Consider the following 15,630-nt stretch of genomic DNA (forward strand, 5'->3'; position numbering starts at 1 on the left):
GCGACGCGTTCGGCGCGGTCGGCGTCGACGTCCGCGACGGCGGTGACGCGGGCGCCGCTGATCGTGCGCTGGATGCGGCGCACGTGGTCGGCGCCCATGCGGCCGGTTCCGATGACGGCGATCCCGAGGTCCGCCGGCTGCGTCATGGTGTCCCGCCCTCCCCCTTGCCTCGTCCGTCCCCGCGCGGCCGGCCGCGGGCCGTCGCACGGCCCGGCGCCGGCGGGTGGTGCCCGGCGCTCCCGGTCGCGGGGCGCCGCCGTCCGCGGCGGGGCGGGCGCACCACCGGCCGCGCCGCCGCCCCACCGCGCCGTGTCAGGCCCCGCAGCTCCTGAGGAACTTCCGCGTGCGCATTGCGATCGGCAGCGGCTTGTCCGGCTCGCACGGGTACATGTCCTGCTCGACGATGGCGAACAGCTCCACGCCGAGCTTCTGCGCCGCCGCCAGCACCGGCTCCAGCGCCGGCACCCCGGACGGCGGCTCGCACATCACCCCGCGCTGCACCGCCGGTCCGAACGGCACGCCGTGCGCCCGCACGTCCGCCAGGATCTCCGGGTCGACCTGCTTGAGGTGCAGGTAGCCGATGCGCTCGCCGTAGGTCTCGATCAGTTTGACGCTGTCGCCGCCGCAGTAGGCGTAGTGCCCGGTGTCGAGGCAGAGGTTGACCAGGTCGGAGTCGGTGGAGTCGAGGAAGCGTTCGACGTGCTCCTCGGTGTCGATGTGGGTGTCGGCGTGCGGATGGACGACGATGTCCAGGCCGTAGGTCTCCTTCACCTCGCGGCCGAGGCGCTCCATGCCCCGGGTCAGGTGGGTCCACTGCTCGTTCGTCAGCTCCGGCGGCTCCAGGATCTCGGCGGTCTTGTCGTCGCGCCAGAAGGAGGGGATGACGACGAGGTGCTTCGCGCCCATCGCCCGGGTGAGGGAGGCGACTTGGCCGACGTGCTCCCAGGTGGACTCCCACACCGCCGGGCCGCGGTGCAGGCCCGTGAAGACGGTGCCGGCGGACACCTTCAGGCCGCGCCGGTCCACCTCCTCGGTGAGGCGGGCCGGGTCGGTCGGCAGGTAGCCGTAGGGGCCGAGCTCGATCCAGGAGTAGCCGGCCTCGGCGACCTCGTCCAGGAAGCGTTGCCAGGGGACCTGCCGGGGGTCGTCGGGGAACCACACGCCCCACGAGTCGGGGGCGGAGCCGACCCGGATGCGGTCCAGGACGGGGGTCTGGGTCATCTCAGGAGGTCCCTTCGGAGGAGGACGCCACGGGTGCCTGCAGGTCGCCCTCTTCGGGCAGTTCGTCCACGTCGACGCCGCGCACCTGGGCCAGCTCGTGCTTGAGCGCGGCCAGTTCGGCGCCGCCCGCCATGTGGTGGGTCAGTTCCTCGAGGCCGATCTCGCTGCGGGCGGCGGACAGTTCCACGGTGCCCAGGCGCAGCACGGTGAAGTGGTCGCCGACCATGTAGGCGTGGTGCGGGTTGTGGGTGATGAAGATGACGCCGAGGCCGCGGTCGCGGGCGGCGGCGATGTACTTCAGCACCACGCCGGACTGCTTGACGCCGAGGGCGGCGGTCGGCTCGTCCAGGATGAGGACGCGGGCGCCGAAGTAGACGGCGCGGGCGATCACCACGCACTGGCGCTGGCCGCCGGAGAGGGTGCCGATGGGCTGCTCCAGGTCGTCCAGGACGATGCCCATGTTGCGCAGTTCCTCGTCCGCGGTCTTCTTCATGCGGGCGATGTCCAGGCGCCGGAAGGGCCAGGGGCCTTTGGTCATCTCCGAGCCGAGGAAGAAGTTGCGCCACACCGGCATCAGCGGGACGACGGCGAGGTCCTGGTAGACGGTGGCGATGCCCCGGTCGAGGGCTTCGCGCGGGGTGGTGAAGCGGACCGGCTCGCCGTCGACGAGGAACTCGCCCTCGGTGTGCTGGTGCAGCCCGGAGATGATCTTGATGAGGGTGGACTTGCCGGCGCCGTTGTCGCCGAGCACGCAGGTCACCCGGCCGGGGTGGACGGCGAGGTCGACGCCGTGCAGGGCGTGGATGTTGCCGTAGGACTTGCCGGCGCCCCGCAGTTCGACCAGGGGGCGGTCCCGCTCGGGCGGGGTGTCGGCGAGGACGGCGCCGTGGGTTCCGGTTCCGTTGGTCGTCATGGGGTCGGTCACCTCCGGGTCGCCGTGCGCTGGACCCACAGATTGATCAGGACGGCGCCGAGGAGCATCACGCCGAGGAAGGCCTTGAACCAGTCGGGGTTCCAGCCGGCGTAGACGATGCCCTGGTTCACCATGCCGAACATGAAGGCGCCGAAGACCGGGCCGATCGCGGAGCCGTAGCCGCCGGTGAGCAGGCAGCCGCCGATGACGGCCGCGGCGATGTAGATGAGCTCCTGGCCGACGCCCTCGCCGGACTGCACGGTGTTGAAGGAGAACAGCTGGTGCATGCCGACGAACCAGGCGCCGAAGCCGACGAGCATGAACAGCGAGATCTTGGTGAAGGTGACGGGGACGCCGACCGCGCGGGCGCTGTCCTTGTTGCCGCCGACCGCGAAGATCCAGTTGCCGTATTTGGTGCGCAGCAGCACCCAGGTGGCCAGGGCGGCGTAGAACAGCCACCACACCACGGTGATCTTCACCTGGACGCCGCCGACGTCGAAGGACGACGCGAAGATCTTCTTCGCCTGGTCGAAGCCGTCCATGTCGCTGATGTCGTCGGTGGCGACGTTGCCGGTGACCAGCTTGGTCACCGCGAGGTTCACGCCCTGCAGGATCAGGAACGTGCCGAGGGTGACCAGGAAGCTCGGCAGGCCGGTCTTGACCAGCATCCAGCCGTTGAACGCGCCGATCCCCAACGAGACGACCAGGGCGACGACCACGCCCATCCAGACGTTGAGGGTGAGCTGGTAGCTGAGCATGCTCGCGGTCAGCGCGGAGGTGATCACCGCGACGCCGGCGGAGAGGTCGAACTCGCCGCCGATCATCAGCAGCGCCACGGGCAGCGCCATGATGCCGATGGTCGACGACTGGTAGAGCACCGTCGCCATCGAACTGCCCTGGCGGACCGTGGGCGCCGCGACGAGGAAGAAGACGAACACGGCGACGGCGCCCAGGAAGACGCCGACCTCCGGCCGGGCGAGCAGCCGCAGCGCCGGCGGGCGCCGCGCGGTCCGTCCGTCGCTCTCCTTCCGGCCGGGGGCCGGCGGTGTGGTCACCGCCGGCGCAGCCTGCTGGGTCATACCGATCACCGAGTGCCCTTCGCGGCGAACTGGGCGACCTTGTCGACGTTGGTCTTGTCGACGAAGGCGGGGCCGGTCAGCACCGGCTGCTCGCCGCCGCCGCTGTAGTTGCCGTTGTTCTTGTAGAGCCACAGGGAGTCGATCGCCAGGTAGCCCTGCAGGTAGGGCTGCTGGTCGACGGCGAACTGGATGGTCCCGTTCTGGATGGCCTTGGTGAGGTCCTTGTTCAGGTCGAAGGTGGCGATCCTGGCCTTGCTGCCGGCGTCGCTCACCGACTGCACCGCGGTCAGCGCGAAGGGGGCGCCGAGGGTGGCGACGTAGTCGATGGACTTGTCCTGCTTCAGCTTCGCGGTGATCGTCGACTTCACGGACGGCATGTCGGTGCCGTTGACGTAGAGGACGTCGGTCTTGCCGCTGAAGGTCTTCTTCACGCCGTCGCAGCGCTGGGTGAGGCCGATGTTGCCCTGCTCCTGGATGACGCAGACGGTGTGCTTGGCGCCGACCTCGTTGAGCTTCTTGCCGAAGGCCTCGCCGGCGACGGTCTCGTCCTGGCCGAAGAACTCCAGCAGGCCGAGCTTCTTCCAGTCGCTGACGCCGGAGTTGAGGCCGACGACGGGTATGTTGGCGCCCTTGGCCTTGGCGACGACGCTCTTGAGGGCGTCGGGCTTGGCGAGGGTGACGGCGATGCCGTCGACCTTCTGGTCGATCGCGTTCTGCACCAGGTTCGCCTGGTTGCCGGCGTTGGGATCGGCGGAGTAGACCAGCTTGATGTTGTCCTTGGCGGCGGCGGCCTCGGCGCCCTTGCGGACGATGTCCCAGAACGTGTCGCCGGGTGACTGGTGCGTGACCAGTGCGACCGTCATGCGCGGGGTGGTGGCCTTGCCCGCGGAGGCGTTCGCCCCACCCTCCTCGGACTTCTTGCCCCCGGAGCTGCTGGAGCAGCCGGCGAGGGTCAGGGCCGCCGCCGCGGCGAGGGCCACGAAGGGGGCGAGTCTGCGGGAGCGGGGGTGGGAAGAGCGGTCCATCTTTCCTGCACCTCACTGTGCGACCGGGGGGGAGACGAGGGGGCGAGGTCCGGTGGCCGGTTCTCGCTGCTTGCGTAAGGGTGCCGCGCTGCGGTTGTCGTGCCGCGTTGCGGCTGTTGCGCTGGGACGCGATCCAATCCCTTGGGGCGCCCGCTGTCAATACTTTGTTAAGACATCATTTCACAAGCAGGTCCGAATGTAAGTACAAACTATTGACAGCGTCGCCGTCCGGGGCCTACACCTGGGAGGCGGCAGGACCCGCGCGGAAGGCGTCCCGAGGACCTTCCGGCGGTGCCCGCATCCCCCGCCCAGTCCGAGGAGCATCGCGCATGGCCGCATCATCCCAGCCCTTCGATCTGATCACGATGGGCCGTATCGGCGTCGATCTCTACCCGTTGCAGTCCGGTGTCCCACTGAGCCGGGTGGAGACCTTCGGCAAGTTCCTCGGCGGCTCGGCCGCCAACGTGGCGGTCGCCGCGGCCCGCCTCGGCCGCCGTACGGCGGTGATCACCCGCACCGGCGACGATCCCTTCGGCACCTACCTGCACGAGGCGCTGCGGGAGTTCGGGGTCGACGACCGCTGGGTCACGCCCGTACCCGGACTGCCCACCCCGATCACCTTCTGCGAGATCTTCCCGCCGGACGACTTCCCGCTCTACTTCTACCGGCAGCCCAAGGCGCCCGATCTGGAGATCCGCGGCGACGAACTGGACCACTCCGCCCTGCGCCGCGCGCGCATCTTCTGGATGACCGGCACCGGGCTGAGCGAGGAGCCCAGCCGCTCGGCGACGCTCGCCGCGCTCCGGGCGCGGGACAGGGCCGGCACCACCGTCTTCGACCTGGACTGGCGCCCGATGTTCTGGCGGGACCCCGAGCAGGCCCGCCCCCACTACCGGGAGGCGCTGCGGTACGCCACCGTCGCCGTCGGCAACCTCGACGAGTGCGAGGTCGCCACCGGGGTGCGCGAGCCGCAGGCCTGCGCGGAGGCGCTGCTGGCGGCGGGGGTGGAGCTCGCCGTGGTCAAGCAGGGCCCCAAGGGCGTCCTCGCCGTGCACCGCGACGGCGGCCGCGCCGAGGTGCCGCCGGTTCCGGTCGAGGTCGTCAACGGCCTCGGCGCCGGCGACGCCTTCGGCGGCTCCCTGTGCCACGGCCTGCTCTCCGGCTGGGACCTGGAGCGCGTCATGCGCCACGCCAACGCGGCCGGCGCCCTCGTCGCCTCCCGCCTCGCCTGCTCCTCGGCGATGCCCACGGCGAAGGAGGTGGAGGAACTGCTGGCGTCCCTGGCCTGACCCCGTGCCTGACCCCGATGCCGGTGTCCGCGCACGGCGGGCGGGACGGGAGGGCGGCGGGACCGCCGGGTCCGGTGCCCGGTACCCGGCAACCTGCCCCCCCGGGCGCCGGGAATCCGGGCGGCCGGACCGGTCGGCCGAGCCCGGTCCCGGCCGACGGGCACACGCTCACGGAGCCGGTCCGGCGCCCGGAACGGGACACCGACCGAGCCGAGCGAGCCGCCGGACGCACCAAGCGGTCGGGCACACCGGGTGGTCGGGCGCACCGAGCGGCCGGACGCACGAGCACACCGCATCCGACCGGCCGGCAGCCGCACACAACCGGCCCCCACTGCCCGACCTCGCCGGCCGCCACCGCGCGGCCGCGCGGCCACCGCCACCGTCCCGCCACCGCAGAACCCCGCCCCCGGCACCGCCCCCCGACCGACCACCCCCACCACCCCGCCGGCGCCCCGAGGCCGCACCCGGCCCACTCCCCCAGCGGCCCACCCGGCCCACCCGGCCGCCCCGGCCGGCCGAGCCACCCGAACGGAGCCTGTCTTGACCCTCAGCATCCCCGACCTCACCGCGGTCAGAGCCCGCCGTCCGGAGGCGGTCGCGGAGGCGGCCGCGCGCCGGGTGCGGCGTCCGCTGCTCGGCGACCGCGGCCGCCTGATGATCGTCGCCGCCGACCACCCGGCCCGCGGCGCGCTCGGCGCCGGCGGCCGCGAGCTGGCCATGGCCAACCGCGCCGAGCTGCTGGAACGCCTGTGCCTGGCCCTCTCCCGCCCCGGCGTCGACGGCGTGCTGGCCACCGCCGACATCCTGGAGGATCTGCTGCTGCTCGGCGCGCTGGAGAACAAGGTCGCCATCGGCTCCATGAACCGCGGTGGCCTGGCCGGCGCCGCCTTCGAACTCGACGACCGCTTCACCGGCCACCGCGCCGCCGACCTGGCCCGGCTGCGCTTCGACGCCGGCAAGCTGCTGCTGCGCCTCGACTACACCGACCCCGGCTCCCTGGCCACCCTGGAGGCCGCCGCCCGCGCCGTGAACGACATGGCCGCCCACCGCCTGCCCGTCTTCGTCGAGCCCTTCCTCAGCCACCGCCGCCACGGCCGGGTGCACCACGACCTGTCCGCCCCGGCCGTCACCCGCGCCATCGCCATCGCCTCCGGTCTGGGCGGCACCTCCGCCTACACCTGGCTGAAACTCCCCGTCACCGACGACCCCGACGCCATGGCCCAGGCGCTGGCCGCCTCCACCCTGCCCGCCGTCCTGCTCGGCGGTGAGGTCGGCGACGACCCGGACGCCACCTTCGACAAGTGGCGCAAGGCCCTGCGCCTGCCCACCGTGCACGGCCTGATCGCCGGCCGCGCCCTGCTCTACCCGCCCGACGACGACGTCGCCGCCGCCGTCGACACCGCCGTGGCCCTGCTGTGAGGACGAAGACCGGGACGCCCCGCCCCGATCCCGGGAACCGGCCACGCCGACCGGCCGCCGCCGACGACGACCCGCGACGCCGAGGAGACAGCAGACGATGACCTCCAGCCCGTACCACCTTCCCGCCGGCAAGGCCCTGGGCGGCCCGTACACCGTGGACGTCACCCCCGCCACCGCCGGCTGGGGCTACTCCAGCCTGCGCGTGCTGGAGCTGCCGCCGGGCGGCTCGCACACCTTCGGCACTGAGGAGAGCGAGTGGATCGTGCTGCCGCTCGCCGGGGGCTGCACCGTGGCCTGCGCCGACGACTCCGGTCACGCCACCTTCGCCCTCACCGGCCGCGACAGCGTCTTCACCGCGGTCAGTGACTTCGCGTACGTGCCGCGCGAGGCCCGCGTCACCGTCGCCTCCGACGGCGGCGGCCGGTTCGCGCTGACCGGCGCCCGCTGCACCCGCCGGCTGCCCGCCCGCTACGGGCCGGCCGAGTCGGTCCCGGTGGAGCTGCGCGGCACGGGCAACTGCTCCCGTCAGGTGAACAACTTCGGCGCGGCCGGGGTCTTCGAGTGCGACAAGCTCATCGCGGTGGAAGTGCTCACCCCGGGCGGCAACTGGTCGTCGTTCCCGCCGCACAAGCACGACGAGCACCGTCCCGGCGAGGAGTCGGTCCTGGAGGAGATCTACTACTTCGAGTTCGCCGCCCACGACGGCACGCCCGGCCTCGGCTACCAGCGGGTCTCCCCCTCCGGGCGGGGCCGCGGCACGGACGTGCTGGCCGAGGTCCGCGACGGCGACGTCGTGCTCATCCCGGACGGCTGGCACGGGCCGTCGATGGCCGTGCCCGGCCACCACATGTACTACCTCAACGTCATGGCCGGCCCCGGGGCCGAACGTGCCTGGCTGATCTGCGACCACCCCGACCACGCCTGGATCCGCGGCACCTGGCCGGGCCGGCCCGTCGACCCCCGTCTGCCCCTCTACACCGCGCCCGAGAGGTCCCGATGAACGCAACCACCCGCCGACTGACCACCGCCCAGGCGCTGGTGCGGTTCCTCGCCGCGCAGTACACCGAGCGCGACGGGGTACGGCACCGGCTGATCGCCGGCACCTGGGGCATCTTCGGCCACGGCAACGTGGCCGGGATCGGCCAGGCGCTGGTGGAGTACGCCGACGTGATGCCGTACCACCAGGGCCGCAACGAGCAGGCCATGGTGCACGCGGCCGTCGGCCACGCCCGCCAGCTCGACCGGCTGTCCACGCAGGCCGTGACCACCTCCATCGGGCCCGGCGCCACCAACCTGGTCACCGGTGCCGCCCTGGCCACCATCAACCGCCTGCCGGTCCTGCTGCTGCCCGGCGACTACTTCGCCACCCGCCCCGCCGACCCGCTGCTGCAGCAGCTGGAGCACCCGGTCGAGGCGGACGTGTCCGTCAACGACACGCTCCGGCCGGTGTCGCGGTACTTCGACCGGATCACCCGGCCCGAGGCGCTGATCCCGTCGGCGCTGCAGGCGATGCGGGTGCTCACCGACCCCGCCGAGACCGGCGCGGTCACCCTCGCCCTGCCGCAGGACGTGCAGGCCGAGGCGTACGACTGGCCGGAGGAGTTCTTCGCCGAGCGGGTGTGGCACGTGCGACGGCCCGAGCCCGACCGGGCCGAGCTGGCGGAGGCGGTCCGCCTGATCCGGGCGGCCGAGCGGCCGCTGATCGTCGCCGGCGGCGGTGTGCACCACAGCCGGGCCGAGGCGGCGCTCCAGGCGTTCGTCGACGCCACCGGCATCCCGGTGGCCTCCACCCAGGCCGGCAAGGGCTCGCTGCGCCACGACCACCCGGCCGACCTCGGCGGCATCGGCCACACCGGCACCGCGGTCGCCGACGACCTCGCCCGCACCGCCGACCTGGTGATCGGCGTCGGCACCCGTTACACCGACTTCACCACCGCCTCCGGCACCCTGTTCGAAAACCCCCGGGTGCGCTTCCTCAACCTCAACATCACCGCCTTCGACGCCCACAAGCTCGCCGCGCGGACCCTGGTCTGCGACGCGCGGGCCGGGCTGGAGCGGCTGCGGGAGGCGCTGGACGGCCACCGCGTGGATGCCGCCTACGAGGCGGAGTACCGCGCCGGCAAGGAGCGCTGGGAGCAGGTGGTGGCGGCCGCCTACCGCGCCGCGGACGACAGCGCCGTACCGACGCAGACGCAGGTGCTGGGCGCGCTGGACGCGGTCGTCGGGGACGACGACGTGGTGATCAACGCGGCCGGTTCGCTCCCCGGCGACCTGCACAAGCTGTGGCGGGCGCGCAGCCCGCGCCAGTACCACCTGGAGTACGGCTACTCCTGCATGGGCTACGAGATCCCCGCCGCCATCGGCGTCCAGCAGGCCGCGCCGGAGACGGTGGTGTGGGCGCTGGTCGGCGACGGCACCTACCTGATGATGCCGACGGAGCTCGTCACCGCGGTGCAGGAGGGCCTGCCCGTCAACGTCGTCCTCGTCCAGAACCACGGCTACGCCTCCATCGGCGGCCTGTCGGAGGAGACCGGCGGCGAGCGCTTCGGCACCGCCTACCGCCACCGGGCCGCCGACGGCACCTTCACCGGCGCCCCGCTCCCCGTCGACCTCGCCGCCAACGCGGCCAGCCTCGGCATGGACGTGCTGCGCGCCAAGACGGTGCGCGAGCTGCGCGAGGCCCTGGCGGCCGCGCGGGCCTCGGACCGGCCGACGTGCGTGTACGTGGAGACCGACCCGACGCCGACCGCTCCCCCCGCGCAGGCCTGGTGGGACGTGCCGGTCGCCGAGACCGCCACCCGCGAGGCCGCGCGCGCCGCCCGGGAACGCTACGACCGGCACGTCGCCGGCCGCCGCCGCCACCTGTGAGCACTCCGACAATTCCTGACGGCACGTCACACAACGATCCCCGGGAGTGCCCGGTGCCGAGGACGACGAAGACCGGCGACCGCCCGCGCGGCGCGCGCGGCGCGGGCGCCACCGCGCTCGACGCGCTGGACCTTGCGCTGGACCGCGCCAGTCCGGTGCCGCTGTACCACCAGCTCGCCCGGCAGCTGGAGGCGGCGATCGAGCACGGGGTCCTCGCCCCGGGCAACCTCCTGGGCAACGAGGTGGACCTCTCCGTCCGCCTCGGCCTGTCCCGCCCCACCGTCCGCCAGGCCCTCCAGTCCCTCGTCGACAAGGGGCTGCTGGTGCGGCGGCGCGGGGTGGGCACGCAAGTGGTGCACAGCCAGGTCCGGCGCCCGCTGGAGCTGAGCAGCCTCTACGACGACCTGGAGGCGGCCGGGCAGCAGCCGGCCACCGAGGTGGTGCGCAACGAGACGGTGCCCGCGCCGCCCGGCGTCGCCGCCGCCCTGCGGCTCGCGCCGGGCAGCGAGGTGCGGCTGCTGGAGCGGCTGCGCCGCGCCCACGGCCGGCCGGTGGCGCTGCTGTGCACCTACCTGCCCGAGGCCCTGCTCGACCTCGGTACCGAGCGGCTGGAGTCGACCGGCCTGTACCGGCTGCTGCGCACCGCCGGCATCACCCTGCACAGCGCCCACCAGACCATCGGCGCCCGCGCGGCCGGTCCCGAGGAGGCGGCGCGCCTCGACGAGCCGGAGGGCGCCGCCCTGCTCACCATGCGGCGCACGGCCTACGACGACACCGGCCGCCCCGTCGAGTACGGCACGCACCTGTACCGGGCGTCGCGGTACACGTTCGACTTCCGGCTGCTGGTCCGGCCGTGACCGCCCGCCCCGGCGGCACCCGCCCGGGGTCGGCGCACCGGCCGGGCCCGTGCCGCCGGGCGGCGGCACGGGCGCCGGAACAGACGCCGGAACGAGTGCCGGGCGTGCCGGGTGGAACACGCCCGAGGGGCCCGGCCGGAAATTTCCGGCCGGGCCCCTCGGACCGCGTTCTCGCAAGTCGGGACGACAGGATTTGAACCTGCGACCCCTTGACCCCCAGTCAAGTGCGCTACCAAGCTGCGCCACGTCCCGATGCGCTCACGACGGCCTTCCGAAGTGATCGCGCGGGCATCACTTTACCGCACGCGACGGGGTGGGCCGAAGCGGATCCGGGGCCGGGGAACGAGCCGGAGGGACAAGCCGGGGGACAATCGGCGTATGGGCAGGCGTATGAGCAGTGCATCCTCACCCCGGCCGCGGCCGGCGGCCGCCGCGCGGGACCGGGACGGCGCGGGCCGGGCCCGCAACGCCCGGCCCCGGGACGGCCTCGGGCGGCCGTTGCCGTACGGCACCGAGGGCGTGCCCCGGCAGCCGGAGGGCGTCGTACGCACCCCGCGCGAGACGGTGGCCGAGGCGCAGGCGCTGCTGGCGTCCGGGCGGCCGTTCCACGCCCACGAGGTGTTCGAGGACGCCTGGAAGTCGGGACCGCAGGCGGAGCGCACGCTGTGGCGCGGGCTCGCCCAGCTCGCCGTCGGCCTCACCCACGCCGCGCGCGGCAACGCCGCCGGCGGCGCCCGGCTGCTGCGCCGCGGCGCCGGCGCCGTCGAGGAGTGGATGGCCGAGCAGGGGCGCTCGCAGCCGTACGGGATGGACCTGGCGGGGCTGACGGCGTGGGCGCGCCGGCTGGCCGGGGAGGTGGCGGCCGGCGGCGGGCCCGTCGACGCGGCGGCGCACGCGCCCCGGCTCACCGGGACGCCGTAGCGGCGCGGCGCACACGCCACGGCAGCGCGGCGCGCGGTCGCCAGGACCGGCGCACACCGCCGCGGCCGGCCGACGCGCGGTGCGGAGTCGGCGCGCGGTCCGGAGTCGGCGCGCGGTCCGGGATCGACGCGCGGTCCGGAGTCGACGTGCGGTCCGGGGCCGGGGGCGGTGGCGCCAGGGGCGTACGGCAGACTCGGGGCGTGCGAAGGATCAATGTCATCGGTATCGGCGCGGGCGACCCCGACCAGCTGACCCTGCAGGCGGTGAAGGCCCTGCGGGCCACGGACGTGTTCTTCCTCCTGGACAAGGGAGAGGCCAAGGCGGACCTCGTCGGGCTGCGCCGGGACATCCTCGCCGCGCACGTGCCCGAGGGGACGTACCGTCTCGTCGAGGCCCGCGACCCCGAGCGGGACCGCACCGCGGGCGGCGCCGCCTACTCCCCCGCCGTCGGGGACTGGCGCAGCGCCCGCGCCGGCATCTACGAGCGGCTGATCGCCGAGGAGCTGGGCGAGGACGAGACCGGCGCGTTCCTGGTGTGGGGGGACCCCGCGCTGTACGACAGCACGCTGGGCATCCTCGAGGAGGTACTGGCCCGCGGCACGGTGACCTTCGAGTACACCGTCGTGCCCGGCATCAGCAGCGTCTCCGCGCTCGCCGCCCGGCACCGCACCGGGCTGAACCGGGTCGGCGGCCCGGTGCAGATCACCACCGGCCGGCGGCTCGCCGAGGGCTTCCCGCGGGACGCGGACGACGTCGTGGTGATGCTCGACGCGCACCAGGCCTTCCGGCGGTACGCCGACCGGGACGCCGACGACGCCGGCGACATCGACATCTACTGGGGCGCCTACCTCGGCACCCCGGACGAGATCCTCGTCTCCGGCCCGCTCGCCGAGGTCGCCCCGCGCATCGAGCGGCTGCGGGCGCAGGCGCGCGCACGCAAGGGCTGGATCATGGACACGTACCTGCTGCGACGGCGCCGCGAGGACGGCGACGGCGCGTAGCCGGCAGCGGGCGGGCGACGGCCCCGGGCGCCGTCACGGCGCGGTGAGCCCGAGCCGCTCCAGCACGCCGGGCACGTCGGGGACGGCCGTCACGCCGGGCGGCAGCGGAGGGCGCCGGACGACCACCACCGGCACCCCGAGCCGTCGCGCGGCCGTCAGTTTCGCCGCGGTCGCCGCGCCGCCGCTGTCCTTCGTCACCAGCACGTCGATGCGGTGCCCGCGCAGCAGCGCCTCCTCGCCGGCCACGGTGAACGGCCCGCGCGCCAGCAGCACCTCGGTGTGCGGCGGCAGCGGCGGCGCGGGCGGCTCCACGGACCGCACGAGGAAACGCAGCCCGGTCAGGTGCGCGAAGGCCGCCAGGCCCAGGCGGCCGGTGGTCAGGAACACCCGGCGTCCCAGCCGCGGCAGCAGGTCGGCGGCGGCCGGCAGGGAGGCCGCGTCGTGCCAGCGGTCGCCCTCGCCGGGCCGCCAGCCCGGGCGGCGCAGGACGACCGCGGGCACCCCGACGGCCGCCGCGGCCCGCGCCGCGTTGCGCGTGATCGTCTCGGCGAAGGGGTGGGTGGCGTCGACGAGGGCGTCCACGCGGTGTTCCCGCAGCCACGCGGCGAGTCCCTCCGGCCCGCCGAACCCGCCGGTGCGTACCTGCCCCGCGACCGCCGCGGGGCGCGTCACCCGCCCCGCCAGCGAGACGGTGACCCGCACACCGGGGCGCGCCGCCAGCTCGGCGGCCAGTTCACGTGCCTCGGCGGTGCCGCCGAGGACCAGGACGTGCGGGGACATGGCGACGAGCGTACGGCGGGCCCGGGCCGGCCGGCGGTCCGGGGTCCGAGCCCGCCGGAGGTCCGGGGTCCGAGCCCGCCGGAGGTCCGGGGTCCGGGCCGGGAGTCCGGGCCGAGGGCAAGCGGGGAGTCCGGGCCGAGGGCAGGCCGGGAGTCCGGGGGCCAGGCCGGGGTCCGGGCCGCTACCGCTCCGCCCGCGCCCCCACCCCGTGCTCCGCCAGCGGCCCCACCTCCCAGCCGGCCTCCCGGCAGTCCCGGACGAGGCCGGGGAGGGCGCCGAGGGCGGCGCGCCAGCAGCCGGGGGCGGCGGTGCGATCGGTGTCGTGGAGCAGGATCGTGCCGCCGCCGCGCAGGTCGGCGCCGACGGCGGCGCGCACGGAGGCGGGGGTGGCGTCCGCCGTCCAGTCCCGGCCCCACGCGGTCCACAGCACCGGACGCAGGCCGGCCCGGCGGGCGGCGGCCCAGCGTCCGGAGGTGAGGATGCCGTACGGGGGCCGGTACCAGCGGGGCCGTCGGCCCGTGGTGTCGTGCACGACGCGGCCGGCCAGCTCCGTCTCGCGCAGATCCCGGGCCGGCGCGGGCAGCCAGGGGCGGCCGTGGGTCCAGCCGTGCACGGCGAGTTCGTGCCCGCGGCCGGCGATCTCCCGGGTGAGCCCGGGGTGGCGGACGACGCTCTCGCCGAGGACGAAGAAGGTGGCACGCACCCCGAGGTCGTCCAGGGCGTCGAGGAAGCGGGGGGTGGTCGCCGGGTCCGGGCCGTCGTCGAAGGTGAGGGCGACGTGGCGGGGGTGGCCGAGGCCGGCCAGCCGCGGGAAACAGGCGGCGCGCAGGCGGGGCAGCCAGGTGGCGGCCGGCACGAGGTGCGCGGCGGCCACCGCGGCGACCGCGGCGGTACACGGCAGCAGAACGGCGGCGGCCGCAGGACGGACACGGACGGGGGGCGCGCCGGCGGGGCGGACGGGGCCCGGCGTCGTGGCCGTGCTGCCGGGGCGGGCGGAACGGCGGTTCATCGAGGAGCCTCCTTTCGTCCTCCGGTCACGCGGTCACGCTGCGACTTCCGGCCATGCTCCGGCCTCCGCACCAGGCGCGCACCGTCCCCGGTCACCCTTCGCCCCCGGACACGCATCGCCCTCCGGCCACGCGTCGCCCCCGGCCACGTTGCGGCCTCCGCACCAGGCGCGCACCGTCCCCGGCCACGCTCCGGCCCCCGGACCAGGCACGCACCGCCCCCCGGTCGCCCTTCGTCCCCAGGCACACATCGCCCTCCGGCCACATGTCATCCCCGGCCATGCTCCAGCTTCCGGTCACGCCGCGCTCGCCGTCCGCGGTGGCTGCCCGCTCGGTGTCCCGCCGGTGTCCCAGTCGCCGGAGACGGTGGGCGCCCGGGCCAGTCCGATGCTGCCGGCGGCGATGAGCGCGACGCCGACCGCCTCCGGCAGCAGGCGCGGGCCGAGCGCGATGCGCTCGCCGAACAGCGCCCAGCCCAGGGCCATGCTGGTGAGCGCGTCACCGAGGGTGAGGGCGGGCTGGGAGGCCACCAGGGTGCCGGCCCGGAAGGCGCCCCGCAGCAGCACCAGGGCGGTGACGCCGGTGAGCGCGAGGGCGTAGAGCGGCCAGTCCGTCACCAGGGCGGTCAGGCCCCTGGACAGGCGCCCGGTCACCTCTTTCAGGACGGCGGCCGTGGCCGCGAACGACAGGGCCGCCGCCAGGCCCAGCAGCGCGGCCCGCGGAGCGCCCCGGACCAGGTGGGCGACGGCGGCGAGCAGGAGCACCGCCGCGCCGGTGGCGGCCCCGGCGGCCGCCCAGCGGCCGACCGCCGCGGTGGAGTGCCCCGCGACGGGGGCGGCCGACGCGAGGAAGAGCGCGAGGCCCGCCGCCAGCGCCAGGAACGACGCCCAGGTGATCCGGTCCGGAGGCCGGTGGAAGACGGCGGCGCCCACCGCCAGCGTGAACAGCAGCTCGGTCGTCATCAGGGGCTGCACGAGGGACAGGCTGCCCACGGCGAGGGCCGCGGCCTGCGCCGCCGCCGCGAGAGCCATGGCGGCGGCGCCCGCGAGCCAGTACCGGCGGTGCGCGGCGCGGGCGCGCTCCCGCGCCGCGCGGACGCGCTCCCGCGCGCGGCTGCTTTCCGCCCGCCGCGTCTTCGCCGCCCTGGGCGCGGCCAGCGCGGCACGGCGCCAGAACACCGAGGCCGCGGCGTTGGCGAGGGCGGCCAGGAGGGCGAGGACGACGGTGAGGGCGTTCACCCCGCTGTCCCA

At 74.9% G+C, this 15,630-nt stretch carries 15 protein-coding genes and 1 tRNA gene; 7 read left to right on the forward strand and 9 right to left on the reverse strand.

Annotated elements, in window-relative coordinates; all coding sequences use genetic code 11:
- From IE225_RS33510 to IE225_RS26025, 5 genes are all read right to left on the reverse strand, one after another.
- Positions 1-146 (reverse strand): Gfo/Idh/MocA family oxidoreductase (locus tag IE225_RS33510; RefSeq protein WP_229880053.1); only part of this gene is annotated, 146 nt, incomplete at its 3' end.
- 166 nt (positions 147-312) lie between these two features.
- Entirely contained in the window at positions 313-1,221 is a 909-nt protein-coding gene (locus IE225_RS26010; protein WP_190060046.1) for a sugar phosphate isomerase/epimerase family protein, read from the reverse strand.
- A 1-nt stretch (position 1,222) separates the two neighbouring features.
- A complete protein-coding gene (locus IE225_RS26015; protein WP_190060047.1) occupies positions 1,223-2,134 on the reverse strand; it encodes an ATP-binding cassette domain-containing protein in 912 nt (303 codons plus the stop codon).
- Between the two features lie 8 nt (positions 2,135-2,142).
- Positions 2,143-3,219, reverse strand: coding sequence for an ABC transporter permease (locus IE225_RS26020; protein ID WP_190060096.1), 1,077 nt, complete (start codon positions 3,217-3,219; stop codon positions 2,143-2,145).
- On the reverse strand, positions 3,219-4,238 hold the full coding sequence (locus IE225_RS26025) for a sugar ABC transporter substrate-binding protein (RefSeq protein ID WP_190060048.1): 1,020 nt from the start codon (positions 4,236-4,238) through the stop codon (positions 3,219-3,221). Before IE225_RS26025 ends, IE225_RS26020 begins: the two co-directional genes overlap by 1 nt.
- Positions 4,239-4,567: 329 nt before the next feature.
- On the opposite strand from IE225_RS26025, the gene iolC reads away from it, so the two are divergent.
- The 5 genes from iolC (at position 4,568) to IE225_RS26050 (ending at position 10,671) form a co-directional block, all read left to right on the forward strand.
- Entirely contained in the window at positions 4,568-5,527 is a 960-nt protein-coding gene (gene iolC, locus IE225_RS26030; protein WP_190060049.1) for a 5-dehydro-2-deoxygluconokinase, read from the forward strand.
- A gap of 540 nt (positions 5,528-6,067) precedes the next feature.
- Positions 6,068-6,946: a Cgl0159 family (beta/alpha)8-fold protein gene (locus tag IE225_RS26035; protein ID WP_190060050.1), complete on the forward strand. Its 879-nt coding sequence runs from the start codon at positions 6,068-6,070 to the stop codon at positions 6,944-6,946.
- Between the two features lie 97 nt (positions 6,947-7,043).
- A complete protein-coding gene (gene iolB / locus IE225_RS26040) occupies positions 7,044-7,946 on the forward strand; it encodes a 5-deoxy-glucuronate isomerase (RefSeq protein WP_190060051.1) in 903 nt (300 codons plus the stop codon).
- Positions 7,943-9,814: a 3D-(3,5/4)-trihydroxycyclohexane-1,2-dione acylhydrolase (decyclizing) gene (gene iolD, locus IE225_RS26045; protein ID WP_190060052.1), complete on the forward strand. Its 1,872-nt coding sequence runs from the start codon at positions 7,943-7,945 to the stop codon at positions 9,812-9,814. The genes iolB and iolD overlap by 4 nt, the downstream gene beginning before the upstream one ends.
- A gap of 53 nt (positions 9,815-9,867) precedes the next feature.
- Positions 9,868-10,671: a GntR family transcriptional regulator gene (locus IE225_RS26050; protein WP_190060053.1), complete on the forward strand. Its 804-nt coding sequence runs from the start codon at positions 9,868-9,870 to the stop codon at positions 10,669-10,671.
- 178 nt (positions 10,672-10,849) lie between these two features.
- Here the strand turns inward: IE225_RS26050 and IE225_RS26055 are convergent.
- Positions 10,850-10,923, reverse strand: a tRNA-Pro gene (locus tag IE225_RS26055).
- A 138-nt stretch (positions 10,924-11,061) separates the two neighbouring features.
- Between IE225_RS26055 and IE225_RS26060 the strand changes: the two genes are divergently transcribed.
- Both IE225_RS26060 and cobF read left to right on the forward strand, forming a co-directional pair.
- A complete protein-coding gene (locus tag IE225_RS26060) occupies positions 11,062-11,592 on the forward strand; it encodes a DUF309 domain-containing protein (protein ID WP_190060054.1) in 531 nt (176 codons plus the stop codon).
- 200 nt (positions 11,593-11,792) lie between these two features.
- Positions 11,793-12,593, forward strand: coding sequence for a precorrin-6A synthase (deacetylating) (gene cobF / locus IE225_RS26065; RefSeq protein WP_190060055.1), 801 nt, complete (start codon positions 11,793-11,795; stop codon positions 12,591-12,593).
- A 33-nt stretch (positions 12,594-12,626) separates the two neighbouring features.
- On the opposite strand, the gene IE225_RS26070 is transcribed toward cobF, so the two are convergent.
- The 3 genes from IE225_RS26070 to IE225_RS26080 all read right to left on the reverse strand — a co-directional run bounded on the left by IE225_RS26070 (position 12,627) and on the right by IE225_RS26080 (position 15,618).
- On the reverse strand, positions 12,627-13,373 hold the full coding sequence (locus IE225_RS26070) for a cobalt-precorrin-6A reductase (protein WP_190060056.1): 747 nt from the start codon (positions 13,371-13,373) through the stop codon (positions 12,627-12,629).
- A gap of 181 nt (positions 13,374-13,554) precedes the next feature.
- On the reverse strand, positions 13,555-14,382 hold the full coding sequence (locus tag IE225_RS26075) for a polysaccharide deacetylase family protein (protein ID WP_190060057.1): 828 nt from the start codon (positions 14,380-14,382) through the stop codon (positions 13,555-13,557).
- 294 nt (positions 14,383-14,676) lie between these two features.
- The gene (locus tag IE225_RS26080) at positions 14,677-15,618 is read right to left on the reverse strand and encodes a DMT family transporter (protein ID WP_190060058.1); all 942 of its coding nucleotides are present in this window, start codon (positions 15,616-15,618) and stop codon (positions 14,677-14,679) included.
- Positions 15,619-15,630 lie beyond the last annotated feature (12 nt).

It is taken from the genome of Streptomyces echinoruber, assembly GCF_014651135.1.
In the GTDB taxonomy this organism is placed as follows: Bacteria; Actinomycetota; Actinomycetes; order Streptomycetales; family Streptomycetaceae; genus Streptomyces; species Streptomyces echinoruber.

Coding starts and splice junctions, on each gene's coding strand:
- IE225_RS26010 (WP_190060046.1), bottom strand. CDS start 1,221: ATGACCCAGACCCCCGTCCTGGACCGCATCCGGGTCGGCTCCGCCCCC.
- IE225_RS26015 (WP_190060047.1), bottom strand. CDS start 2,134: ATGACGACCAACGGAACCGGAACCCACGGCGCCGTCCTCGCCGACACC.
- IE225_RS26025 (WP_190060048.1), bottom strand. CDS start 4,238: ATGGACCGCTCTTCCCACCCCCGCTCCCGCAGACTCGCCCCCTTCGTG.
- iolC (WP_190060049.1), top strand. CDS start 4,568: ATGGCCGCATCATCCCAGCCCTTCGATCTGATCACGATGGGCCGTATC.
- iolB (WP_190060051.1), top strand. CDS start 7,044: ATGACCTCCAGCCCGTACCACCTTCCCGCCGGCAAGGCCCTGGGCGGC.
- iolD (WP_190060052.1), top strand. CDS start 7,943: ATGAACGCAACCACCCGCCGACTGACCACCGCCCAGGCGCTGGTGCGG.
- IE225_RS26060 (WP_190060054.1), top strand. CDS start 11,062: ATGAGCAGTGCATCCTCACCCCGGCCGCGGCCGGCGGCCGCCGCGCGG.
- IE225_RS26070 (WP_190060056.1), bottom strand. CDS start 13,373: ATGTCCCCGCACGTCCTGGTCCTCGGCGGCACCGCCGAGGCACGTGAA.
- IE225_RS26075 (WP_190060057.1), bottom strand. CDS start 14,382: ATGAACCGCCGTTCCGCCCGCCCCGGCAGCACGGCCACGACGCCGGGC.